Genomic DNA, 24,860 nt, shown 5'->3' with positions numbered 1-24,860 from the left:
TCGAAATTAAGTATGAATAAAACTCTTTCAGGGGCTCCTCTGAATAAAATTATTATTGTAGCTGCACTAGGTTACTTTGTCGATATCTATGATCTTGTACTTTTTAGCGTTGAGCGAAAAGATAGTCTAACGGAAATTTTAGGCTCAGCTGCAACCAACGAAAATCTCAAAAATATTGGCATGAATCTTCTCAATTGGCAAATGGGGGGGATGTTGCTTGGTGGTTTATTTTGGGGAATACTAGGGGATAAAAAAGGGCGACTTTCAGTGTTGTTTGGGTCAATTTTAATGTATTCATTAGCCAACATCGCAAACGGATTTGTAACGACTATTGGTTGGTATGCTGCATTAAGATTTATTTCAGGTTTTGGATTAGCTGGTGAATTAGGTGCAGGAATCACACTTGTAAGTGAAACAATGAGTAAGGAAAAACGCGGAATTGGAACAATGATAGTAGCAACCGTTGGTGTATTTGGTGCAGTTGTTGCAGGTTTTATGGGAGACGTTATTACCGATTGGCGTTGGAGTTTTTTTATTGGTGGTGGCATGGGTCTTATTTTATTAGTATTAAGAGTTGGCATTTTTGAGTCTGGGATGTTTGAATCTCTTCGTAAAAGTGAAATTAGTAGAGGCAATTTTTTGAACCTTTTTAGTAATAGAAATAGGGCAGGGCAGTACCTCAGTATAATTATGATAGCAGTGCCCGTTTGGTACGTGATGGGTATTCTTATCACCTTTGCTCCTGAAATATTTGTATCCATGGGAATTACGCATTTTAAACCTGATGCAGGTAAATCTATCATGTATGCTTATTTAGGAATTACACTCGGCGATGTAGCGAGTGGCGTTATCAGTCAACTCTTAAAAAGTCGGAAAAAGGCATTGGCTATTTTCATGATCCTAACAGCAATATCCGTGTTTAGCTATTTTAAATATGCCATTATTTCAGAAGTATATTACTATGTCATCGTTTCTCTTATTGGTTTTGCTACAGGGTATTGGGCAGTATTTATGAGTACAGCAGCTGAATTATTTGGTACTAACATCAGAGCAACCGCCACCACAACCGCTCCTAATTTCGTTAGAGGCTCCGTTATATTTTTGAGCTTTTTATTTCGTTATTTCGAAAACATACTCGATAAGCAAGATGGTAAACCAAATTCGCAAATGGCTGCAATTATAGTTGGTATAATAGTTACAATATTAGCTACATTAGCTTGGCTTAACTTAAAAGAAACGTTCCATAAAGATCTTAACTATACTGAATAATGAACAAACCAACAGCAATAATAGGCGCGTCTTCAAAGCAGGAACGTTATGCCTACATAGCAACTCAGCGATTGAAAAGCCATGGGCATACCGTTTATCCTATAGGTATTCACGAAGGTAAAATTGAAGATGAACCAATTTTAATTAATAAACCTCAACTAAAAGATATTCATACAGTTACACTTTATGTCGGATCTCAAAATCAAGCTGCTTGGGAGGATTATATCTTCAGTTTAAATCCAAAACGAATTATTTTTAATCCAGGTACAGAGAATCCAGACTTTGAAAAAAGAGCAAAGGAAAAAGGCATCGAATCTATTGAAGCATGCACTTTAGTTTTGTTAAGTATAGATCAATACTAATGGAATTAATTGTAAAAGAATTTAACTCCTTATCAGTAAAAGAACTGTTTGAAATCTATCACTTACGCAGCCAAATTTTTATTGTAGAACAAAATTGCGCTTATCAAGATGTTGATGATAAAGATACAGTCTCAAATCACTTAATGATTTTTGAAAATAAAAAGCTGATAGGGTATTGCCGCATTCTTCCTCCGAATTCTTCATACATGGAACCTTCGATAGGAAGAGTCGCTATAAACAAAGATTTTAGGCACAATGGTTTAGGGAAGTTTTTAATGCAGGAAGCAATCAATAAAACCAAAAATTTATTCGAAGAACACGCCATAGTAATATCTGCACAATTCTATCTATTAAAATTTTATACTGACCTTGGCTTTAAAGTAGAAGGTTCTCAATATTTGGAAGATGATATTCCACATATAAAAATGCGCTTATTATAATTTGATTTTAATTTTTTATCTTGCAGTATTAATACATTCAATTGCACATAATTAGTTGAAAAACATTCTATTTATACTAATATTACTTGATTTTGTTGCTATCAGCGTATCAGCTCAAACCCAACATAAGCATGAGTATTCGACGCGATACACACAAAAGCAAATGCTCGACAGTTGCGAAGGCGTACTTATTTACTACAAAATGATGTGGGTTTTGAAATTAGATTATGAATTACTCAGTGAGCAAGGTTCTGTTGTGCAAGGCTGGAACGAAGAGTATTTTGATAATGGGCAACTAATGCATATAAGTTATTACAAGGAGGGAAAGCTTGTTTTATTTAAAAATTTCTTCGAAAATGGTCAATGTGAACACTATATTACTTACACAGACCCCCAAAATTGTAACATTGATGTTTACTTTGAGAGCGGTGGTTTAAAAAATCAGATCCATTTTAATAATAATCTACCTGAGAGAATGACTGAGTTTTTTTCTAACGGTTTACCAAAGAGTCAGATAGAATTTGATCAAAAAGCGAATTGTGTCAGCTCAAAAAGAGTTTGGTTTTTAAATGCAGAATTACAGTCAGAACTTTTAATAATTGATATAGCAAATAAAAAATATTCTGACAAGTCATTTTATCCAAACGGTTTAATTAAAGAAGAAGGCGAATTAATTTATTCTATTGAAAATAAAGAATATATAAAAACAGGGGTTTGGCAAATTTTTGAAAGTAATGGTAAAAAAAAGAGTACCGAGAAATTTAAATTTACTCTAAGTTCCAATTAATTGCATTAATACCCTTTTCGGTTAAAAAAGCATTCGTTTTACTAAAGTGTCTACTTCCAAAAAATGCACCACGTGCCAAGGGCGATGGGTGTGCAGCTTTTAGTATAAGGTGTTTATTCTCATCAATTAAATCCGCTTTTGATCTGGCATAATTACCCCAGAGCATAAATACGATGTTAGTCTTATTCTCACTGATTAATTTAATCACAGCGTCAGTAAATACTTCCCAGCCAAAAGACTTATGACTTCCCGGCAATCCCTCTTGAACCGTAAGAATAGTATTTAACAAGAGTACACCCTGGTTCGCCCATTTTTCAAGATTACCAGATTTGGGTATTTTAAATTCAGGCACGTCATTAAGTAGTTCTTTGAATATATTTTGTAAACTTTGAGGCTTTTTAATACCATCACTTACCGAAAAACTCAAACCATGAGCTTGGCCAATGCGATGATAAGGATCTTGTCCGATAAGAACAACCTTAATTTTATCGAGGGGACACTTTATAAGAGCATTAAATACGAGTTCTGAAGGAGGATAAACAACGGATTTTTCATATGCATTGTTTACTAACTCACTTAATTTATAATAATACGGTTTCTCAAATTCATCCGAGAGTAGTTTATTCCATGACGCATTTATTGACTTGTTTACCATTAAAAACCACTTGTTAATAACCTAGGGTTAATTTTTATTTTTAACATTCCGAAACGAAAGTAATTAGTTATCTTTACAAAATACATTATTTGGCATGAAAAAAATTATATCCTTTGTCCTTGTAGCTTTCGTAATATCAGTTTCAGTTTCTTCTTGTAAGAGTCATGAAAGATGTCCTGCTTACGGTAAAGTGGAGCAGAACGCTAAAAAATCACTTTAAATTCAATAAAGTATCTTGTATGGATACTTTTACTTTTATTAATTATATTTAACATAATGCGCAGTTATGAGTCGGAAACGCAGCCGTAAGGCCGTTGTAGGATTATAACTGTTATTATGTCTAAATAGCTTTGGTAGTGCGGTGGCAAAGTGTAAGGTTCATAACAAATCCCCTATAATACGTACAAGGAAACGGACAGTGTATTGCTGCGCTGAATTTGCTATTAAATGTGAGTTAGAAAGATTGGAGTATCTCAAAAAACAAAGTAGGATTTTAGGGAGGTAAATTGTGGTTTAAGTACACTTATATTTAAATAACATATAACTGTAATTAAATTTGTAAAGCCCCAGGTTCGAACCCCTGAGGCTTTATTAAATCACAATTTAAAAAGGACTTAAATTATGAAGTTAGGCTACCGATGCTTTAATAAGCAGCTTAAAAAATTCCGTATAAAAAAGAATGGTAAAAAATATTTTGTAGATGGAGAGTGGAGCGCTTCTGCAATACTTGGATTATCCGATATTACAGAGTTTCCGTATAGGCCATACTGGGCATTTAATTTATATTGGTTCTTTACGGATAAAGAAAATATGGCTTATAGGAATTGTAATAACCATAATTATTGCACTAATAGATTAAAAACTGATAGGTAGAAATAAAAGTCTATCACAAATTCTTTTTTTTCTTTTTTCATTAATGTCCACCGCAAACCTAGCGAGCGAAGCGAAGCAAATACTCCAGTCCGATACGTCTCTATGGGCAGCGTGAGGCTATTTAACATAATGTTTATTATATGCCGTTCTACAAATCTCGCATAAAGCCTTAAAAGTCTTTATTAACAAGCTTTGTAAACCGTCACATAATAACGGTTATGTCAAGCCCTTACGGGTAAATAGCCGCCAATCATGGTCGAACAAAAAAGTTCGCCCTATGATTCCAGCCGCACACCACTACACTAAACGTATCGTACTTGCAATCCTTTCCTTCGGAAAGAGGTTTTTATATTAAATAATTTTTAAAAACAAAAAACAAATGGAAAACAAAAACTTGAACAAAAAAGAAACCCACAAAATAATTAAATACATTGTGGGTTCAAGTAAGCATTTATCAGAAAAAACAAAAGCATCTGCTAAATGGCAAAAAGAAACTAGCGATATTTTCGCTTCGCTTGGACTTTAAGTGGAATAAATTAGAATCCAAGTTGCACCATGACCACCACCATTTGCACATGGCGGAAATCTTTCTCCTTTAGATAAAGGAATTTCTTGAGTTGGATGAGTTGTACATTTGTACACTCCAGATTGTTGGCAGATTTCTCCTGTTGACGGCATCTCTTATTTTTTTAATTGGTTAATATATTTTAAACTTAATATTATTAATCCAAGTTCCCTATGTCGTAATTCGACATAAAATGTCGGTTTACCGACACCCACCCACCACCCCAAAGAGTGAAAACTAAGATTTGGGCGCATCCCTTCGGGTCGGGCTATCACTTCAATCTTTTCTCCTCGCACTTTCTTAGCTGAAAAGGATTTACGTTCTATCCCTTGCGCTTGGGTTTTGAATAAATCAGTTTTCAGATTTATTCAAAAGGTGTGGACTTTCTAGAGAATAATTGAAATTTATTTTTGAAAGAGAGCTTAATTGGCTTAAGGAAGCCTCTTTTAATTTAGATAAACGATCAGGAGCGGAAATTTTTTCGGCTAAAAAATGAGAGTTTAGAGTTTCTAAATTAGATAATACGGTAAGCTGTAAAACGTTAGCCGTGTCTCTAATATTCAAACCCTGCTTTGTGAATTCAGGATTGTCTTTTCTCCACTTTCTTGATGTAATACCGAATAATGCCACGTTCAGCATTTCTGCCTCATCAGCATAAATATAACTTTCTTGCTCTTTCGTTAATTTAGAATACTTTGGGACTATTAAATTATTTTTTACAGAGTCGGTATGTATTCTATAATTAACTTTTGTAAGAAATCTTCTATAATCCCATTCTAAATTTTTTGATTTACCTTCTTCGTCCTTGAGGCGTTGAAACTCTCTAATTAGATATAATTTAAACTCTGGACTAATCCAAGTGCCGAATTCAAACGCTATATCTTTATGGGCATACGTGCCTCCGTATCTTCCTGCCTTAGCTATTACTCCAATTGAGTTAGTTCTTTCAGACCACTCTTTAACGCTGATTTTGAATGAGTTGAGCCCTGACTGATTTTTAATTGTGGCGAATTCGCCATAATTAAAACTTGGATTATTTATACTTTCCCATACGCTTAAAAACTCTAAAGTGTTTCTATTTCTTAACCAATCGGTTATAAAAAAGTCGCCATCTTTTGACTTAATCATATCTGTTAAGCTGATATAATCTGTGTCGTTTTCCAGTATAACATTAATTACCGATCCCTTTACATTGATTGTTGCCATTTATTTTGTTTTTACATTGTTACATTTTTTTTGTACCTTTGTAAAGGAATTAAGCCACGTTTAGGAATTGCACCTAATTCTCCATTATATCAGAATGGCGTTCTAGACTAGTAAACTAACGTTGACTTAACAGTATCAAAAATCCGCTTTGAGAGCTTAGTAATTTTCAAAAGCGGATTTTTGCTTTACATACTTATTTAAAATTTAAGTTCTCTTTCATTTATAGCGTTATTTTCAGATATTAAACGAGATATAACATCATCTTCTTTAATTTCATTTAATGAGTAAATATATCCTCTACCACCTTCATTCTTTTGAATAATAATCTTAGAATCTTTAGCAATATCAGATAGAGCAACTGATAAATTTATCATTCTTCCTCTTCTATCCTCTTGACTAAGCTCTGCCGCCCCTGGATATATTAAATCTAATATTTCAGGACTTGTAAATTTTTTGCTAGGGTTATTTTTAAACAATTCTAGTATTGTTGACTTCCATTTAAAAGGTGTTCCGTTACTTTGTACGGTAACTATATTTGGTATTTCCTTGAAGTTAGTTATGAATGGCTTAATAGCTTCCATTGCCCTTTTAATTTTCAACTCTTCCGCTGAAGCTTGAGCAGCAACATTCAAAGCTTCTTCTTTAATACTAGCTTGCTGCTTAAGGTCTTTAATGAATTCTTCATATGCAGCTTGATATTTTTTATTGCTATCTTCCATAACAACAAATTTAATCATTTACGATGATTAGTGGACTAATTAAAATTAGTCAAAGTTATCAAGGTAGCTTTGAAATTTAGATTATTTTTCGTAAATGGAAATTGATTTTTTCCTTTAAAATCAAGGGTTAGTGGGATTTTATTTTCTAGTTCTTAACACTTTAAAGTTTAAAACTTAAGCAAAAAAAACGGCTATGTTAATAGTTTAGCCTGTTTAGCTTCGCATATATATCGGAATTAAGAACCTTTTTTTAGTGTCACCCACCTTCAAGGCTAACCTTACCCCTACACACTACCGAAGCTATTGAACATAACACGGGATTATATACTTTTTAAAACCTCGATAAAAAGGCTTGCAGCCTTTTTTACAGCTCAGTTTCAAAAAGTATATAATAAACGTTATGTCGGAGCCCTTCGGGTAAATAGCCGCCAATCATGGTCGAACAAAAAAGTTCGCCCTATGATTCCTGCCTCACACCACAACACTAATCTTATCGTACTTGCAATCCTTTCCTTCGGAAAGTTACATAAACGCTATTTGTTGTAGCTGTATTTCTAAGTATAATCTAACATTCAGCAACAAATTAAGAATTACATTTGTGTAGTTAATTTACTTTTTTTTGGGTGAAATGTAAGTTTATATCCCTGGTGATTCATCTCACCAGGGTTTCTTTTTTTAGGCCACCAATAAAACTGAATTTTCTAAATTTTTCGATCTAATTTTATTTTCGTAAATTAGACTTATGAATAAACTCAGAAATACTCCAAAAGCTGAAAGCAATTCGCCAAAAAAATCTATCTCTAATTTTGGTCGAAAAGCTGCTAAATTAGATACCTCAAAAAAAACTAAAATTTTTGAAGGAACCCTTGATAAAACAAGTGTTTGGCTTAAACGCGAGAATGAGTCTTGGGATTATTAAATCAATATCTGTGCACATTTACTTATATCCGTTTTATGAATAACGATCTTTTAGTACTGAAAAACAAAGTTAATGAAGTCATCTATAACCCTTTCATTAACCTTAAAGACAGAGTTAAAGAAATAAAAAAAATAATTGCCGACTCTGATATTTATAAAGACGAATTAGCAAAGCTAAATACAGCAATTGCTTCATTGGATGAATTCGAAAATTTACCTTATGGGAATCTTGAAAGAATAAAGGGATTCAATAAAATAAAAAGCAAAGTCCTCAAAATTATAAGTGATTTAATGAATTCATGACACTTGGGCTAGACAATAAATTGGTTTGGTTAAAAAAATAATATATATTTACTTTTATAAAAATTGGAAAATATGATAAGATTCGACTTAAAGTTACTCGAAGATGAAGGTAACAATCCTGCGGATTCCGAAGCAATATCCAAGTCAAATGCTGTTGCCCAACACGCTTGCAATCATTTAAAAAAACTTATTGGAAAGAAAAAATGCAGAAAGCATCCAAGTAGTCCAAATAAAATAAGAATGTTTGCTATTTTGGGTGGTGATCCAAAAGCTGAATTGGTAAGTTATTGCTGCCCTGCTTTCGTGAAATTAATCAGATAATTTTTTTCTTTCATTTAACTTCTTAGTTTAATAACATTGAGGTAATGCCTTGAGTTTCTCAACTCGTTAACTTTGTTGCATGAAAAATGTTTTGGTAGTTCATTTTTCAGATATAGATTAGTTAAACCGCGTTCTGCTGCAAAGGATGCGGTTTTTCTTTTTTTGGAAGTTTATGTTCATTTGAAAGTTTATGAAAATAAAAAAAGCAGAGAAAATTCTCTGCTTTGTACCCGAAATCGGGGTCGAACCGATACAACCGTGAAGTTACTGGTGTTTGAGACCAGCGCGTCTACCAATTCCGCCATCCGGGCATTTAAATTGGAGTGCAAATTTATGTTTTGTTTTACAATAATGCAACATAAATTCTCCCCTATTCTATTAATCGGTAACCGGTACTTCGTCCACCAGCTGCTTCTTTTTCCAGAATGCCTTTCGCTATTAAATCTGTTATATCTCGGAGTGCAGTATCAGCAGAACATTTTGTTATTTTAGCCCACTTAGAAGAGTTTAATTTTCCGGTAAAGCCCTCAAATAATTTATTGATCAGAATACGTTGACGCTCGTTAATTGTTGTTTGCAGATGCTTATCCCAAAATTTAGTTTTGTTAAGAACAGTTTTTAAGTTCGTATCTGTTGTATTTAGCGCTTTACTAAAACAATTTAAGTACCAAAGTAACCACTCAGTTATATCTAGGTTTCCCTTTTGTGTTTTTTCAAGTACGTTATAATAAGCTGTTCGTTCGATTCGAATTTGTGCCGACATGCTATAAAACCTTTGATCGTCTTCATCTGCCCTAGCTAACTGCATATCTGCAATAGCTCTTGCGATACGACCATTGCCATCATCAAATGGATGTATTGTAACAAACCACAAATGTGCGATTGCTGATTTTATAACTGGATCTAAAACATTTTCAGTATTAAACCATTTTATAAAGCTTTTCATTTCTTTATTTAAACAACTTGCTTCAGGCGCTTCAAAATGAATTTTTTCTTTCCCTAGTGCGCCAGAAACAACTTGCATCGGTCCGTTTTCATTATTTCTCCACCGACCAACTGTTAAGTTATGCATGCCACTTTTTCCCAAAGGAAACAATTCTGAATGCCATCCAAACAAACGTTCCGAATCTAAAAGCGCTTTGTAATTTCGAGTTGCGTCCAGCATCATTTCAACAACGCCATCCACTTGTCTGTCAGAGGCAACTAAACCCGCAATATCCATTCCTAACTTTCGGGCAATTGAAGAACGCACTTGCTGCTGGTTCAGAGCTTCCCCCTCTATTTCAGTAGATTTTAAAACATCTTGCGTTAAGTTTTTTAAGGATGTTTCGTTCCTTAAAGTAAAGCCGAGAGCTTCCATATACCCTTTTAACTTGCCTTGTTTATGCCGTACAGCAGCTAAAACAGGCAAAATAGCTTCGTAATCCCAATTAAACTGGGGCCAAGAAAGTTGCTGATATATATATATTCTCCGCATTTATGCGGTAAAAATACGTTTTATTCTCCGCATTTACAAATTATTCTCCGCAATTATGCGTAGAATAACACATTTAATCTCCGCAAAAATACGTGAAAATAAATTTAACTACCTAAAACTGAATGACGTGATCAAGAAAAATATGGAAATAAAAGTTCGACACTAAAAAATACGACGAACGGAATAAACGCTAAATCACGCATACTAACTGGATTCTCTTTATGCGGCAACTTTATTAAGAATAGAATTGAGAATGTATTTTAAATCGAAAAAAGTATAGGGTTTTTTAAAAAAACCATTAGCGCCTAATTCAAGAGCCTTCATTTTAAACAATTCAGATTCGTAAGAAGAAAAAAGATAAACTGGAATTCCGTCAAACTCTTTGTATTCTCTGATTTTTTTAATGTCGTTTAGCCAGAAAAAATCGGCTTTTACATTTGCAATGATTAAATCTGGTTTCTCTTGTCGGTTTAAATCCAAATAAACTTTATCTTTTAAAAGAAATTCGATCACTTGCGAACCCGTGTGCACTATATCAATGTTAATTGCAACATTAATTTCCGCAATTGCATTCTGCAATAAAAACTGATCGCTCGGATCGTCCTCAACAATCAGTACTGAATACTTTTTTCCAACGTTCATTTCCTTATCAATTTTTCTATTATGCTACCCGTTTCATGTTCAGAGAACTTACAATATCTAAAAGATCCTGAGTTGTGAATGGTTTAACATAAAAAACGGTTTCACTTAATTTAATAATATCAGTTCGTTGGGATTTACTAGTGGAATTTTTTAGACAAATAATTTGAGTTTCACTTGACTGATCTAAGCGTTTAATATTTTTAATAGTGTCTTCTCCAGAAACATTAAGCATATCCTGAGCAACAAAAAACAACTGCGGCATTGTTGAGCAATTATTAAAATAGCGGTTAGCTTCCTGGTTGTTATAAATAGATTCAACAATTGCTTGCGGCAAAACGGAATGAATCATTTTTCTCAAAAAAGATTGTTCCTCTTCATTACATTCCAAAATTGTAATGCAAAAAATTATATTTTTAGGAATGCTATTCATTTGTGGTTTGAGTTTTTATACTAATACTGAAATTAATTAACATCTATTTTTCGCAAATAATCTAAAAGATCATTTTCAAGTCGCCTTAAACGCAGAGATTTAGGATGATAAGACCGGAAGCTATACTGAGGCAATTCTGGATGTATTAGTCTGCAGAACTGCTTGATATTCCAGTCTCCAATTGGCTCAAATTTCACACCTTCAAAAATTCTTTTCAATCGCATATCAAAATCGGGTCCTGTAAAAAACAAGCATATCTTAGGATCAATAATTTTAATTTCATCAACAATAATTTTATCCAGCGATGATATAACCTTTTCGTACTTGCCGTAAGACTTTCCTCCATGTAAGTCAAATTTACTAAGATTGGTCCAAGCACAAGAGTGCGGATCATTACCTAACGCGTTTTCAACTTTACGTGTTACGTTCCAAAAAGTAGTCGAATCAAATCCCTTTCCTACTTCAAACTCTTCATAAGTATCCATTTGCTTTTGAATCTCATCGATATGATAAGTCCATCCATTCGTTTCTTGTCCAACAATTAATAGTGGACTTTTTTGTTTGCTGTAAAGCTGCGCAGGAGACATTAAAAAAGGGCCAGCTAAATCATCGCCCGGAAATGTACTCACTACGTTTTTGAAATTGATTTGCCTATCTTGGTAAAGTCTCAGTAATTCTTCTTTCATAAAGCTTCTTTTAAGGTTAATATTAACTCGCTAGAGAAATAGTATTTACCATATGACTAAGAAAGTGAAGCCTACCCCCAAAAGATTTAACATTCTGTTTCAAATTAACCTTCAGCTACAAAAACAGTAAGGTACAAACAGCAAAAATTATTGAAAATTTTAAAAAATTAACCTGAAATTTTTTGATACTTGGTGGTACCAGCTGGATCTATGGTCGAAAGAATTTCCAGCACTTTGGTTTTCTCTTCTGGTGTTCCGCCCTTAAAAATATTAATGATCTCATCTCTTTTCGCGTTAAAAAAAACTTGCATGTTGAATGATGCTGGTCGTGATTTTGCTACGGGAATTAATAATTCAAGAGAAGTTAAAATAGTGGTTCTGGCCGCCTCTGGTCCCTCGCTCATGTGATCTAATCCGCTCAGGTTATAGGAATACATACAGTCCCTTATTCCTTTAAATAAAGGCTGTAATGTGTTTTCTGTTAACCAATATCGGTTTTTTTGGCCAGATTGACTCTGTTTCCAACCAGCCTCGTCAGCACCTTGTGCATTTTGAACGATGAGTTGAGCTTTTTGCCAATAGTTAGTTCCTCCCAACGGAGCAAAGGTGTCATAATCTGTTGCAAGAACCACATAAGCATAGTATGCCAGTACAGATGTAAGGTTATTTTGAAAACTATTTATATTAAATTCTAACTGCGAGAATTGTTGAAACTTAAATTGAAAAAATTCATCTTCAATATTGAGAACTGGTGTCGCGTAAGAACTCTTAAATACAGGCCGATTGCTTGTTACCTGAATAGAGCCTGAATAAATATCTCCTCCTAAGGATTGCTTAATGATGATTAGAAATGAACAATCTATTTTTTCCTGTTGCGAAAAAATTTCAGTAGTCCATTTTGTATTATTCATGAATTCCAGAACGGATCTTTTTAGTTGATCGAATATTTGCTTATTGGTTGATCCTTGTATTTGATCATAATTGATTGTTACCTGACAATTTAACTCTTGGGTAAAAACTAATTTGGCACTTAGCAAAAACACCGTTAGAAATAGGACCTTAGTTTTCATACAGAATTTTATTTTACAAAATCAATAATATAATTAACAATATCAGATGCAGCTTTCTGCTTACTTTTCAACTCAAAATTAGTGATTTTATTGTGTTTGTCAATAATTGTTATTTTGTTTGTATCACCACTAAAACCACTACCGACATCACTTGCCGAATTAGCAACAACTAAATCAAGGTTTTTGTTTTTCAATTTTTGTTTCGCGTATTCTTCTAAGTTATTTGTTTCTAAGGCAAAGCCTACGAGACATTGGTTCTTTTTTTGTTTACCCAATTCTAATAAAATGTCCTTTGTTTTAATCAGATCAAGCTTAAAATTGTCTTCCTTTTTTTTAATTTTAAGTTCGCTAACGTTAGCCGCTTTATAATCTGCAACCGCAGCGCTGCAAATAACAATATCCTTCTCACTATAGTTCGCTAACATTGCGTCATACATTTCTTCGCTACTTTCAACCCTTAAAACTTTTATTGTTTTGTTTTTTATTTCTACCTGTGAGGGGCCTAAAACCAGCGTTACTTGCGCCCCCATGAATACAAGCGATTCAGCTATTGCAATGCCCATTTTTCCGCTACTTCTGTTGCCTATAAAACGAACTGGGTCAATAGACTCGTAAGTAGGTCCGGCATTAACAAGAGCTGATTTACCTTTTAATGGGAGGTTTTTTGTAAAAAAGTCGTTAAGGTAACTCACAATGTTTTCTGGTTCAGCCATTCTCCCCTCCCCTACTAAACCACTTGCCAGTTCACCAGTCTCTACAGGTATGATTTCATTCTTGTAAGACTTGAGTGTTTCTAAGTTCTTTTTTACAGAAGGGTGCTGAAACATATCTAAATCCATTGCTGGTGCTACAATAGTTTTTGTCCTGGCTGAAAGGTAGGTTGCCAATAATATAGAATCACATGCTCCGCTTGCCATTTTAGCGAGACTGTTTGCAGTTAAAGGAGCTATGAGCACAACATCCGCCCACTCGGCTAGATGAACATGATTGTTCCAATTAAAATTTTTATCGAAAAAATCAGTTAATACTTCGTTTTTACTTAAAACGGAAAGTGTTTGGGGAGTAATGAATTGTAATGCGGAATGACTTAATATAACTTTTACTTCAGCGCCCTGTTTAACCATTAGTCTAACTAAGTGCCCACACTTATACGCGGCAATGCCCCCTGTTATTCCTAAAATTATTTTTTTACCATTTAGCATTCTGCGTGTCGACGTCGAATTGAATCTGTTTTGAATGAGTATGAAGTTAAGTAAAACGAATTAAAAACAAAAGGCAGTAAAGCCTTAGCTTACTGCCTTTTAGATTTTTTCTAATTAATGATAAAGCCTCCCAAAACTTTTGGGTGTTATGTTTTATTTAACTTCTTTAGAAGGATTGCGGTAATAAACTTTTTCTTCCAAAAACTCCTGGATAGAAATTAAAGTTGGTTTTGGTAATTTTTCGTAGTGTTTAGATATCTCGATTTGCTCTCTGTTTTCAAAAACCTCTTCAAGATTATCGGTATGGCTACTAAATTCTTGTAATTTGCCTGATAATTCTTCTTTAATTTCAGAACTAATCTGGTTTGCACGTTTACTCATAATGGAAACCGCCTCGTAAATATTACCGGTTGACCCATCAAATCTACGAATATCACGTGTTACAATACTTTGTTCGGCGTTTGTTTTCTTAAAATCCATGTTAATTTAAATTATCTTTTAATCGTTTACTGCTGTTATATATACTTTCTGCGCGGCTAATATACGAACTTTTAGGGTATAAATCTAAGAATTTGACATAATTTTCAATAGCAAAGTTAAGTCTCTCTTCCTTCTTTGAGTGTATGCTATTAAGTGCTAATGTATAGTATGAATCAATTATAATATAATACATCTCATCATTATGGTTGCTGGAAGGGTATTCCTTAATGAAATTTTTAGCAGCAACAACTGTAGCTTTCCAATCACTCAATTTGTAGTATTGTTTAGTGATTTCATAGTCCTTAAGCTCCAATTTCTCTCTTAACTTATCAATTAGAATATTACAAGTGTCTAACTTTGGGCTTTCAGGATATATATCAATAAATGATTGAAATTCCTTGATTGCATTTTTAGTGTAAGTCTGATCTAATTTGTAGTTTGGAGAATTCATGAAATAACAATAAGCATTCATATAATAGCACTCCTCAACACGTTTACCATTGGGAAATTGGCGTGTGTAATTTTTAAAATGGTACTGACTTAAAATATAATCGCCTAAGTAGTATTCACTCCAAGTATAATAATAGTAAACTTCTTCAGCCCTATCGGTGCCCTTTACAACGGGAATTAACTCTTCGTATAACTGCGAAGATCTTGTGTAATAAGCTTTATCGTAATACTCTTTTGCTTTTTTTAATTTAAGTTCATAATCGGAACTTTTTAAAAGTTTATTATATCCATTGCAAGAAGTTAGAACAACTGTTGCAAGAAAAATGAAAAATATAAACTTAGTTTTCAGAAGCGTAAAAATACTCTTTTTAAAAATAAAAAAAGCCCACGATAAGGGCTTTTTAAATAATTTGACAGAGTTTTAGTTTTGATTAACAATTTTTAGAATTTTAGCTGATCCATTCGAATGCGTTACTTTTAAAAAATAATTACCTCTTGCCTGATCAGAAAGATCTATTTCTACTTCAATTTTATCACTTTGTACTGTCAGAATTGAACGGCCAAGTACGTCAAATACTTGAATTTTATTAGACCCTTCTAGATTTTTAAGCAGAATTAATCCATTTGTAACAGGGTTTGGATAATAGACCAGATTTGGATTCGAATTATTTTGAACCAAACCACTACAGTTTACAACGCTAATTTCTTTAGTGGCTGTGTTTGAACATTCGGTAGTGCTGTTAGTATAGGAATAGATGACTGAGAAAGTTCCAGCTATGCTTGGAGGGTTAAAATTACTACCACTAACATTAGCTCCAGAATATACGCCACCAGAAGGAACACCCGTAAGTGCAAGCGTGCTGCCGCCTGTTGATTTTGTACAAACAACTGGTGTATTGATTGTTAAACTTACACTTGGCACTGGATCAATAGTAATAGTGACTACTTTAACCGCCGTGCATCCTGAGGATAGTGCACTTACACTATAAACAGCGCTACTAGCTGTTTGTGTAATCGTAACAAAAGGAGAAACACTATTAAGTGGTGCTGCCCAAGTATAACTGGTGCTGCCACTACAAAAAAGTGTGGTAGTTACAGACGAAGTACCACAAAACTTAGTTTGTCCGGAAACGCTAATTATCGGCGCAGAGCCATTATTTACATCTATTTGTGCGGAGTTTACGTCTATTTGTGATTGACCTACAGGTCTGGAACGTTTATACTTCACTATTAAATTAGCAGATTGCGTTCCTAAAACATTAAAAAATGCTGTTGGGTTTTTCAACGTTGATGGCCCGGTAGTTGAACCTGTAAAAGTCCAGTTATAGATAGAATCAGTTAATGGCATTAACGCATTGGTTGGTGCCCAATAGGGTTTAAATTTATTAAAATTAAACTGACGGTTTTCAATAATACCAATTGGATCCGAATTATTTACAAAACTGGCACTGTTATAGTTACAAATACTTGGTGTCACTGCAGCTGCAACTGCGTTCATATTAAAAGACACATAAGCGGATACAACAAATTCATAGTCATTACCAACAGAACCACCAAAAGCCCCAGTGGTTTTTTGAAAAATACCATTAAATCGCATAATGCCCAAACCCTCGCCATACCTTTGACTTAATGGAACGGTAGTAGCGGTAGATGTAAACGCATTATTAAGAAATAACCTTACAGTATCACCGGAAAATGTTGATCCGTTTTTAAAGAGTACAGTAAAGTTGCCCGTTACATTTACCGGCGAAGTAAAGCTACCCCCTACCCAAACACCAGATGTGGATGAGGAAACACTGGTTAATACTGAGTCAAGCGGTGGCATAATGGGAATGCCTGTTAAACCAGCATTACACAAATAAAGCTTTACTGGCACACTTTGACTAGTAGATGGGGTCTGCTTAATTACCAAACCTTTCAAGCCGTGCACTTGTATACTCGCCGTATTATAAAAAGAAGCTCCACATGCCCCAATATTTATTAATGTGTTCGTGTAAGGTGACTTTAACGTGGTGAATTGCAAATTAGCAGGGGCTGTAGGAGGAGTGTTAGGATTACGATAATAGTGTTTGAGGAAAAAGTAATCCAAAGTATCATAAATAGTGGTTGAAGCAGATTTCGCGTAAATTGGGTTAGTCGTTTCAAGACTCATTAAAGAAGACTCAATTAAAGCAGTTTGTGTCATAATACTGGATTGTTGAGCTAAACCACAATAACAAAAAACAAAAGTTATTGTTGCTGAAAGAATTTCTTTTTTCATTGTGCAGGGTTTTAGTGTTTATTAAAGTTAAACAAAATAAAAGCCAATTACTAAATGCTTAATAATTTAACATTTCAACCGAGCAACTTAAATAAAAAAGCCCCACCATTTCTGGAGGGGCTTAGTAAAATAAAATAATTTACTAGCGTTGATTTACAACTTTAACTATTCTTGATTCACTATCAGAACCAGTTATTTTAACAAGGTAATTACCAGCTGGTTGATTGGAAAGATCTAAACTCATAGTATCTTCAGACACGCTTTGAGTTAACACAACCTGACCAATACTGTTATAAACCGTTACAATGTTTGTTCCAGTAAAACCAGAAATTGTAGATTTACCATTTGTCGCAGGATTAGGGAATAATTTTAAATCATATCCATTAGAAGTATTTGATGATAAAGCTGTGCACAAATCTACTTTTACTTGTAAAAGATACGTATTACTCTTACAACCAGTAGCAGCGTCTGTACCTGTAACTTGATAATTCACGATTCCACCATTAACATTCGCTATTGTTGGTGTTACAACTACACTACTTCCCTGAAGGTTGCCTGGAGTCCAAGTAAAAGTACTTGACCCACCAATTGCGGTTAAAGTTACTGTACTTGTACTTCCTTTACAAACAACTGTTTCTGAAGCTGTTGCTTCAATCGTTGTATTACTAAAACCAAGTACCGCCTGTAATCCAAGATAACCCATGTGATTTTGAGGAGAACCTATTGATCCACCAGCGATTGGAACGGTATAATAAAGATTTAGGTTAGTAGTGGCAAGTACCGCTCTTGTACCGAAAGGAAAAGTGCTGGAACTTAATTGAGCAATACCATAGTAATAATTAGAACCACCCGTTAACTCAATAGCAGGAGAGTTAGTAAATGTAAGATTTAAATAAGTACCAAAACTTCCAGTAGTCACATTAACAGTATTGGTAGTTGCTAAAATAAATCCACCAGCATCCAATAGAACGCCTGTAATCGAACTTGTCCCAGATTGTAATTGCCCTGGCGCAAATTTAATACCAGTCATACTACAAGTACTAGACGCTTTAAGTGGAGTTGCAATTATTGCTTGACCACCATAACCGTAAGAACCGCTGCTAAAAGTTGCTGCTGCGTAAGGAGGGTTGTTACCGTAATCTGAACAATTCACCGTTTGAGTCCACGCCACTCCATTATTATCATTATACTGATCTGATGAAGTTAAAACCGACATTGTATTTAATCCGTTAGTAGAAGGTGTAAAACCAGTGAAATTTACGTTTACAGTTCCACCAGCTGGAATATTAACAGCTTGCACGTTATTAAAAGTGTTAGCGCCCGAAACATTTAGTGACACCTGAACATTGCTTAAAGGATTCACCCCATTATTCCGAAGAGTAGCACTAATAGTATGGCCTGGATTAACTAATTTTGAAACCAAGCCTGGAGCTTGAATTGAAACTACACCTACTTCATTTGTAGCTGTGTTGGTAGCTTTAAAACGCATCGCTGGCCTTCTAACATCGAGTGTTAAAGTGGTTGGTGCAGGTCCCGCAGAAGGCGCAGAAGAATTGCATCCTAAATTCGTGGTAGGCCCGTCTGCATGTGTTAAGTAACGTGTTGTTATTGTTGACGTAGGCGTCGTGGTGTGCCAATCAAATGCAACATACATGCTACCTCCAGTATACGTGAATGTGTTCGACAACGGCACACTTACCGATGTGGTTGCATTTTGCGAACCTGTTGGTAACACCAAATTTCCATTAAAGTTGGTAGACATACCAGTTAACAAGGCTGGGAAACTTGTACCCTTATTGTACGTAACGTCCGTGGTATTCTGAAGATAAAGGGTAAATTGACCTGTACAAGCAACGTTTGCAGGTCTGAATATATCAAAACCAAAATCAGTAACTATACTATTTGTTAAAACCATACGCGACAGCTCAGCTTGAGAAATTAAATAGCAAGCCCTGTGGTAAGCAATTGTTAGAGTAGACGATGTGAATCCATTAGGACCTACAAAGGCAGAAAAATCGCCATTATATTGTGGAGCATCGACCGATATTACGGCTTGACCAAATGAAGGTCTAGAAAAAGCTGCAAGAGCAAATAAGATTAATGTAATTTTTTTCATCATGTGTAATTTATATATTTTCTAAAATTAGTAAAAAAAACTAAGTGTCTAACAACAACTGTCTATTAAATTCCACCACTTATAATAAAAAAAGCCCCACTGAAAACACAGTGGGGCTTTTAAGAAAAAAGATTTTTTTAGTTTTGGTTAACCACCTTTATTGTTCTTGACTCACTGTTTGAGTCAGTAATTTTAACAAGGTAATTACCAGAAGGTTGGTTAGAAAGATCTAAACTCATAGTATCTTCCGAAACATTTTGAGTTAAAATAACTTGCCCAATGCTGTTGTATACGGTTATTCTGTTAGTTCCAGAAAGACCAGATATTGTAGATTTACCATTTGCAGCAGGATTTGGGAATAACTTTACATCAAAACCATTTGAGTTGTTTGAAGCAATACCTGTACAAGCGCTTACGCTAACAGTTAAAGCCGCAACATTACCTTTACAGCCAGTAACAGCATCAGTTCCTGTCACAGTAAACACTGCAACTCCACCACCTGTACCAGATACAGTTGGAGTAACAACAACTACCGATCCAGTTAGTCCGCCTGTCCATGTGTAAGTAGTTAATCCATTTGCTGTTAAAGTAATTGAATTAGTTTTACAAACAAGCGTTTTACTCGCTGTAGCAGAAACTGCTGTATTAGAAAACGTAAATAACGCTTCAATTCCAAAATAACCGTCGTTAGCCGATTGACTAATTGTACCACCAGTAAGGGGAACAACATAATAATTACCAGGAATAAATACAGTGTTTGTTACATATGCCATTGGATAGTAACCACTAGATGGTTGTGCAAGACCTACATAATAGGTACCAGTAGTTACGGCTACATCTGCAAAATTAAAAGTTACAGTTGTTGAAGGAGCAATTGTAGTTGTATTGTTTGAAGTAGCAAGAATGGCTCCAGCAGAATTTACCAATACACCATAACACGATTGAGTATTCGAAGTAGCAGCACCAATAGCTACTCTAACAGCTGTTAAGGAAGCAGAGCTTGGTATAACATGTTTTGACACAAAACATCCTGAACCAGAACTTCCACCATATCCGTAAGAACTGTTGAAAGTTGTGCTTGGAGAATGTTGCGCGATATCACCGCAAGAAACTACTTGAACCCATGATTTAGAATTGTTTGCAGTATTTTGATCGGCGATTAAAGCGGCAGCAGTAATTGTGCTTTGACCATCTGTAACTGGATTGTAAGCACTCCAAGTTAATGTAGTGATAGATCCAGGCGCCATATTTAATGTTTGAGTCGCTGTATAAGGGTTTGCACCCACTGCATTTAAAGCAACTGTTACGTTGTTTTGAGCTGCAATACTTGAATTAACAATTTTGGTAAGGACAGTTTGTGGAGAATTAAATAATTTTGAAACTCTTCCTGGAGCAATGATATCAAGTACTTCAATTTCATTTGTAGCAGTGTTCACCGCATTAAATATTAAAGACGGTCTAAAATTAGAACCAGCAAAAGTATTTCCAATAGTACCACCTGTTGGCGCATCAATTGAACCTAACCAAGCTTCCGCGACCCCATTAAATACGTTTGAACAAACGTAAGTTGCCGCATTAGTCGCAAATGGACCGGTAGACGCAAAATCCCAACCAACGTACAAGCCATCACCAGTAAACTGAAAAGCTGTCCCTAATGGAATAGTAACTGTAGCTGGACCAGGAGTAGAAGGAACAGTATAAGTTCCTGAATACACATTTTGCATTCCAGTTAAAGCACCAGAATAAGTTGAACCTTTTGCGTAAGCAAAATTAGTTGTGTTTTGAAGATATAAGGTAAAATTACCTACAACTGGTATTGAACCAGTACCTGTTGTATATTGGAAGCTTACTGATGTAATTGAAGATTGGTTCATTGGCAACAATTCGTAAGGATGAATATACATTACCGCACGCTGGAAAGCATGTACAGAGGTTCCATTCGGTGCACGAAGGGAAGAAGTTGCATTTTGATTAGGGGGGGCAACTAAATTATAGTTTGCCTGGCTTAAAACCGAACCTACACAACATACAACAGCAAAAAGAGCTAAAGTAATTTTTTTCATATTTTTTTTTTTAAGATTAGATATAGTCAAATGTATAAAAAAAATTGCTTACCAAACAATATTTGTATTTTTTTTCTTCAGCATACTTTCCTCACCCATTTAGGGGCATTCTTGTCTAATTATTTCTTAATTATTGTAAATAACAAAAACAGAAACTTAACTTAGCTTATATTTGTCTTAAACTGGTTGATCATAACCATTAAATTACTTGTTAAGTCTTACATTAAGCAATTATTTAATGGTCATTTTGATTAAAGTATACTTTTAATAAACAAAACTAAATTATGAAGCATCTATTTATTAATTTTCTATTATTCACAACGCTTGTACTAAGTTCACAGGAAATAAAACGTCCTGACAATTGGTTTAATCTTGATGCTATAAGTGATAAAGTCAACGGAGTAAGCACAGAGAAAGCATACAAGGAATTGCTAAAGGATAAAAAATCAACAACCATTATTGTAGGTGTTATTGACAGTGGTGTAGATTACGACCACGAAGACCTTAAGACTGTTATGTGGACAAATCCAGGTGAAATTGCAGGTAATGGAATTGATGATGATAAAAACGGATACATTGATGATATACACGGTTGGAATTTCATTGGCGGAAAAGATGGAAAGAATGTGGATAAAGATAATCTCGAAATGACACGTTTGGTTAGAAAATTAAAAGGGAAATATGAAGGGAAAAGTGAAGCAGACTTTAGCACGAAAGAAGAAAAGAATGAATTGGCTTTATACCAAGAAGTAAATAAAGAATACCAAACAAAAAAGGAAGAAGTCGAGGGTGGTTATAACAACTATTTTTCGCTTTATAATGGACTAATGAGTTTAAATACTGCCGTTAAGGAATTACAAAAAGTAGATACTGTTACTTTAACAGAACTTGAAAAATTTGAGCCAAAAGATAAAATGTCGAATCAAATAAAAGGCTTTGCTTTAAATAATCTTTTAAAGTCGGGTCGTTTCAATAATCTCGACGATGGTTGTTCTGCAATAAATGAAGGTGTAAAGTATTTTAAAAACAGTTTGGATTACACCTTGAATCAAGATTTTGATCCAAGAAATATTGTTGGGGATGATTATGCCAATTCAAGTGAAAGGTACTACGGAAACAATGATTGCAATGGCCCCGATAGTTTTCATGGCACACACGTTGCTGGTATAATAGCAGCAGCTCGCAATAATGGTGTTGGGATGGACGGCGTTGCAGCGGATGTTAAAATTATGGCGATACGCTGTGTACCAGATGGAGATGAAAGAGATAAGGATGTAGCGAATTCAATTAGATATGCTGTTGATAATGGAGCAAAGTTAATTAACATGAGTTTTGGTAAACGCTTTAGTTGGGATAAAAAAGTAGTTGATGATGCGGTAAAATACGCGCAAAGTAAAGGAGTTTTGATTATTCATGCCGCTGGAAATGACAACGTTGATATTGATGTAGTGAATCATTTCCCTTGTAAAAAATTTGAAGATAAAGGTGAGGCAACAAATTTTATGGATATTGGAGCTTTAAGCTGGAAAGTTGATGAGAAGGTTGTTGCGCCGTTTTCTAATTATGGAAAGAAAACCGTTGATCTTTTTTCGCCGGGTGTAGATATTTATTCAACCACTCCAAAAAATGGTTATAAGGACGCTAGCGGAACAAGCATGGCTTCTCCTGTTGCCTGTGGAGTTGCGGCAGTTTTAAAATCGTACTACCCTACTCTGACTCCTGAGCAGATTAAAAAGATTTTAATTAAAAGTAGCGTAAAATCATACAAAGGAAAAAAAGTAATTAAGCCAGGTTCAGTAGCTAATGAAAATCCGAGCGGAGAGTTGGTTAAGTTTGAAAAGCTTGGAAAAAATGGCGGAATAATCAATTTATACGAGGCAGTAAAAATGGCTGAGAAATTTACTAAAACAAAGACTTAGTTTTTTAGTTAATAGTCGATAGTTATTAGTTGGTCTGTTGATAGGAGTGCTGCTTATTTAGAATCTTTATGTCGCCAAATGTACATGCAAGCTATGCTTCGGTACGGTCTCCAATTTTCAGCAATTTCAAGCATCTGACTATACAATTGTTTTTTATTTTCAGAATTAAGATTGTATAAAATTTTTATTCCGTTTTGTATTCCTAAATCATCTACAGGGAATACATCATCACGTTTTAAACTAAACATAAGCAACATTTCAACCGTCCATCGCCCTACTCCTTTTATTTCAATAAGATAATCAATTAGCTCATCATCTGTTTTAGATTTTAAAAGTTTATATTCTAAAGTTTTATCCAAAGAAAATCGAGCGATATTTTTCAGATACCCCGCTTTCTGATAAGATAAACCTACAGCACGCAATTTATCGTCATTTATTTTCAGAAGAATTTTAGCATCGGGATATCTGTCTTTAAATAAATCTAAGAACCTTCCCCATATTGTTGCTGCAGCTTTTACGGATAATTGCTGGCTCACTATCGAACGCATCAAAGAAAAATATAAATCGAGATTTTTTTCTGTTTTTATTTCTCCAACTGTTTGAATGACTTTCTTAAGGATCTTGTCCTTTTTCAGATGTGTCAGTAGTTCGTGATGTTTCGTCATGTTTATAAATACAAATTACTTGAATTTACATGAGAGTACAAACTAATTAATAATAGGCAACCCCTTAGTGTATTTAACCACAAACACAAAGAAATTAAATGATAACAAAACTCTTCTCTTAAAACTTCCAATTCTACTTTTTAATCGCTCTTAAAAACCGATTATCCTTTTCTTTCACCAATAAACACCTTCTTTGAATAAAGTCTTATTAATAGTTATATTTAACTTACGAATTACAAATCCAAATTAAATCTATACACTATGAAAACGAGTTTAAACATTGCTTTTCTTTTCATTTTTAGCTTACTGAGTAAAGTAGGCTTTTCACAATCGGTTGATGAAATAGTGAATAAACACATTGAAGCCATTGGAGGTAAAGATAACTGGGCGAAAATAAAAACTTTAAAAATTGAGCGAGTAATGAAAGCACAGGGCGCTGAAATTAAGTTTACGATTTATCAGATTGATAAAAAAGCGCTGCGCCAAGATATTTCTGTAATGGGGATGACTGGCTTTAGTATCATAAAAAACTCTGAAGGGTGGTCGTATATGCCGTGGCGAGGACAAAGCAAATCAGAAGCTATGACCGCAGACGATGTCAAAAATTCGCAAGATGAACTTTCAATACAAGACGAATTTATGAATTACAAAGAACTTGGAAAAAGTCTTGATTATTACGGTATGGACGATATAGACGGGACTGAATGTCATAAATTAAAAATGATAGACAAGGATGAAAAAGAAACTACTTTTTATATTGATCCTGCTTCCTATCTCATTCTTAAAAAAACAGAAAAAGTACAAGCAAACGGACAGGAGAATGAAATGTCATCTTACTATTCAGATCATAAAAAAACCGATGAAGGTGTTATGTTCCCAATGAGTGTCAGCAGTGGTTGGGGCGAATCAGAAATCGTAAAATTAGAGGTCAACCCAAAAATTGATGAATCTCTTTTCAAACCGACTAAATAAATAATGTCAA

General features: G+C 34.4%; 26 protein-coding genes and 1 tRNA gene. 10 read left to right on the top strand and 17 right to left on the bottom strand.

Annotated features, from left to right (window positions below; all coding sequences use genetic code 11):
* The first annotated feature begins 12 nt into the window (after positions 1 to 12).
* The 4 genes from P2086_RS13195 to P2086_RS13180 are packed head-to-tail and all read left to right on the top strand — an operon-like array spanning position 13 to position 2,858.
* A complete protein-coding gene (locus tag P2086_RS13195) occupies positions 13 to 1,269 on the top strand; it encodes an MFS transporter (protein ID WP_317897212.1) in 1,257 nt (418 codons plus the stop codon).
* Positions 1,269 to 1,631, top strand: a complete 363-nt coding sequence (locus P2086_RS13190; RefSeq protein WP_317897211.1) for a CoA-binding protein — start codon at positions 1,269 to 1,271, stop codon at positions 1,629 to 1,631. The genes P2086_RS13195 and P2086_RS13190 overlap by 1 nt, the downstream gene beginning before the upstream one ends.
* Complete coding sequence (locus P2086_RS13185) at positions 1,631 to 2,071, top strand: GNAT family N-acetyltransferase (RefSeq protein ID WP_317897210.1); 441 nt, start codon at positions 1,631 to 1,633, stop codon at positions 2,069 to 2,071. The genes P2086_RS13190 and P2086_RS13185 overlap by 1 nt, the downstream gene beginning before the upstream one ends.
* Before the next feature lie 55 nt (positions 2,072 to 2,126).
* The gene (locus P2086_RS13180; protein WP_317897209.1) at positions 2,127 to 2,858 is read left to right on the top strand and encodes a toxin-antitoxin system YwqK family antitoxin; all 732 of its coding nucleotides are present in this window, start codon (positions 2,127 to 2,129) and stop codon (positions 2,856 to 2,858) included.
* Here P2086_RS13180 and ung read toward each other — a convergent pair.
* Positions 2,839 to 3,513, bottom strand: coding sequence for a uracil-DNA glycosylase (ung, locus tag P2086_RS13175; protein ID WP_317897208.1), 675 nt, complete (start codon positions 3,511 to 3,513; stop codon positions 2,839 to 2,841). The genes P2086_RS13180 and ung overlap by 20 nt on opposite strands.
* A gap of 1,252 nt (positions 3,514 to 4,765) precedes the next feature.
* Between ung and P2086_RS13170 the strand changes: the two genes are divergently transcribed.
* Entirely contained in the window at positions 4,766 to 4,912 is a 147-nt protein-coding gene (locus P2086_RS13170; RefSeq protein WP_317897207.1) for a hypothetical protein, read from the top strand.
* On the opposite strand, the gene P2086_RS13165 is transcribed toward P2086_RS13170, so the two are convergent.
* The 3 genes from P2086_RS13165 to P2086_RS13155 all read right to left on the bottom strand — a co-directional run bounded on the left by P2086_RS13165 (position 4,909) and on the right by P2086_RS13155 (position 6,876).
* Entirely contained in the window at positions 4,909 to 5,064 is a 156-nt protein-coding gene (locus P2086_RS13165) for a hypothetical protein (protein WP_317897206.1), read from the bottom strand. The genes P2086_RS13170 and P2086_RS13165 overlap by 4 nt on opposite strands.
* A 238-nt stretch (positions 5,065 to 5,302) precedes the next feature.
* On the bottom strand, positions 5,303 to 6,157 hold the full coding sequence (locus P2086_RS13160) for a KilA-N domain-containing protein (RefSeq protein WP_317897205.1): 855 nt from the start codon (positions 6,155 to 6,157) through the stop codon (positions 5,303 to 5,305).
* 197 nt (positions 6,158 to 6,354) lie between these two features.
* Complete coding sequence (locus P2086_RS13155) at positions 6,355 to 6,876, bottom strand: hypothetical protein (protein ID WP_317897204.1); 522 nt, start codon at positions 6,874 to 6,876, stop codon at positions 6,355 to 6,357.
* A gap of 742 nt (positions 6,877 to 7,618) precedes the next feature.
* Between P2086_RS13155 and P2086_RS13150 the strand changes: the two genes are divergently transcribed.
* The 3 genes from P2086_RS13150 (at position 7,619) to P2086_RS13140 (ending at position 8,418) form a co-directional block, all read left to right on the top strand.
* Positions 7,619 to 7,795, top strand: coding sequence for a hypothetical protein (locus P2086_RS13150; RefSeq protein WP_317897203.1), 177 nt, complete (start codon positions 7,619 to 7,621; stop codon positions 7,793 to 7,795).
* Between the two features lie 35 nt (positions 7,796 to 7,830).
* Positions 7,831 to 8,097, top strand: coding sequence for a hypothetical protein (locus tag P2086_RS13145; protein WP_317897202.1), 267 nt, complete (start codon positions 7,831 to 7,833; stop codon positions 8,095 to 8,097).
* Positions 8,098 to 8,169: 72 nt separating this feature from the next.
* Positions 8,170 to 8,418 (top strand): hypothetical protein, encoded by a 249-nt coding sequence (locus P2086_RS13140; protein WP_317897201.1) that lies wholly within the window; start codon positions 8,170 to 8,172, stop codon positions 8,416 to 8,418.
* Positions 8,419 to 8,645: 227 nt separating this feature from the next.
* Here the strand turns inward: P2086_RS13140 and P2086_RS13135 are convergent.
* The 12 genes from P2086_RS13135 to P2086_RS13080 form a co-directional block, all read right to left on the bottom strand.
* Positions 8,646 to 8,729, bottom strand: a tRNA-Leu gene (locus P2086_RS13135).
* A gap of 59 nt (positions 8,730 to 8,788) precedes the next feature.
* The gene (locus P2086_RS13130) at positions 8,789 to 9,895 is read right to left on the bottom strand and encodes a Fic family protein (protein WP_317897200.1); all 1,107 of its coding nucleotides are present in this window, start codon (positions 9,893 to 9,895) and stop codon (positions 8,789 to 8,791) included.
* A 219-nt stretch (positions 9,896 to 10,114) separates the two neighbouring features.
* Entirely contained in the window at positions 10,115 to 10,537 is a 423-nt protein-coding gene (locus tag P2086_RS13125) for a response regulator (RefSeq protein ID WP_317897199.1), read from the bottom strand.
* Between the two features lie 19 nt (positions 10,538 to 10,556).
* The gene (locus P2086_RS13120) at positions 10,557 to 10,967 is read right to left on the bottom strand and encodes a hypothetical protein (RefSeq protein WP_317897198.1); all 411 of its coding nucleotides are present in this window, start codon (positions 10,965 to 10,967) and stop codon (positions 10,557 to 10,559) included.
* 32 nt (positions 10,968 to 10,999) lie between these two features.
* Positions 11,000 to 11,653 carry a hypothetical protein gene (locus P2086_RS13115; RefSeq protein ID WP_317897197.1) on the bottom strand — a complete coding sequence of 218 codons (654 nt, stop codon included), beginning with the start codon at positions 11,651 to 11,653 and terminating at the stop codon, positions 11,000 to 11,002.
* 167 nt (positions 11,654 to 11,820) lie between these two features.
* Complete coding sequence (gene porD, locus P2086_RS13110) at positions 11,821 to 12,723, bottom strand: type IX secretion system protein PorD (RefSeq protein WP_317897196.1); 903 nt, start codon at positions 12,721 to 12,723, stop codon at positions 11,821 to 11,823.
* Between the two features lie 8 nt (positions 12,724 to 12,731).
* The gene (gene coaBC / locus P2086_RS13105; protein ID WP_317897195.1) at positions 12,732 to 13,925 is read right to left on the bottom strand and encodes a bifunctional phosphopantothenoylcysteine decarboxylase/phosphopantothenate--cysteine ligase CoaBC; all 1,194 of its coding nucleotides are present in this window, start codon (positions 13,923 to 13,925) and stop codon (positions 12,732 to 12,734) included.
* Positions 13,926 to 14,078: 153 nt separating this feature from the next.
* Positions 14,079 to 14,405, bottom strand: a complete 327-nt coding sequence (locus P2086_RS13100; protein WP_317897194.1) for a DNA-directed RNA polymerase subunit omega — start codon at positions 14,403 to 14,405, stop codon at positions 14,079 to 14,081.
* A 1-nt stretch (position 14,406) separates the two neighbouring features.
* Complete coding sequence (locus tag P2086_RS13095; protein ID WP_317900261.1) at positions 14,407 to 15,189, bottom strand: outer membrane protein assembly factor BamD; 783 nt, start codon at positions 15,187 to 15,189, stop codon at positions 14,407 to 14,409.
* 87 nt (positions 15,190 to 15,276) lie between these two features.
* Entirely contained in the window at positions 15,277 to 17,115 is a 1,839-nt protein-coding gene (locus P2086_RS13090; protein ID WP_317897193.1) for a T9SS type A sorting domain-containing protein, read from the bottom strand.
* A gap of 142 nt (positions 17,116 to 17,257) precedes the next feature.
* Positions 17,258 to 19,234, bottom strand: coding sequence for a T9SS type A sorting domain-containing protein (locus tag P2086_RS13085; RefSeq protein ID WP_317897192.1), 1,977 nt, complete (start codon positions 19,232 to 19,234; stop codon positions 17,258 to 17,260).
* 134 nt (positions 19,235 to 19,368) lie between these two features.
* Complete coding sequence (locus tag P2086_RS13080; RefSeq protein ID WP_317897191.1) at positions 19,369 to 21,294, bottom strand: T9SS type A sorting domain-containing protein; 1,926 nt, start codon at positions 21,292 to 21,294, stop codon at positions 19,369 to 19,371.
* Positions 21,295 to 21,578: 284 nt separating this feature from the next.
* Between P2086_RS13080 and P2086_RS13075 the strand changes: the two genes are divergently transcribed.
* Positions 21,579 to 23,213 carry a S8 family peptidase gene (locus P2086_RS13075; protein WP_317897190.1) on the top strand — a complete coding sequence of 545 codons (1,635 nt, stop codon included), beginning with the start codon at positions 21,579 to 21,581 and terminating at the stop codon, positions 23,211 to 23,213.
* Between the two features lie 53 nt (positions 23,214 to 23,266).
* On the opposite strand, the gene P2086_RS13070 is transcribed toward P2086_RS13075, so the two are convergent.
* Positions 23,267 to 23,878, bottom strand: coding sequence for a DNA-3-methyladenine glycosylase family protein (locus tag P2086_RS13070; protein ID WP_317897189.1), 612 nt, complete (start codon positions 23,876 to 23,878; stop codon positions 23,267 to 23,269).
* A 261-nt stretch (positions 23,879 to 24,139) separates the two neighbouring features.
* Here P2086_RS13070 and P2086_RS13065 point away from each other — a divergent pair, with 261 nt between their 5' ends.
* Complete coding sequence (locus tag P2086_RS13065) at positions 24,140 to 24,850, top strand: LolA-like protein (RefSeq protein ID WP_317897188.1); 711 nt, start codon at positions 24,140 to 24,142, stop codon at positions 24,848 to 24,850.
* Positions 24,851 to 24,860: the final 10 nt, after the last annotated feature.

The sequence above is a fragment of the Aurantibacillus circumpalustris genome, assembly GCF_029625215.1.
GTDB classification, from domain to species: Bacteria; Bacteroidota; Bacteroidia; order B-17B0; family Aurantibacillaceae; genus Aurantibacillus; species Aurantibacillus circumpalustris.
Note: the sequence above shows the minus strand (reverse complement) of the source record. Positions and strands in the feature narration are given on the sequence as shown.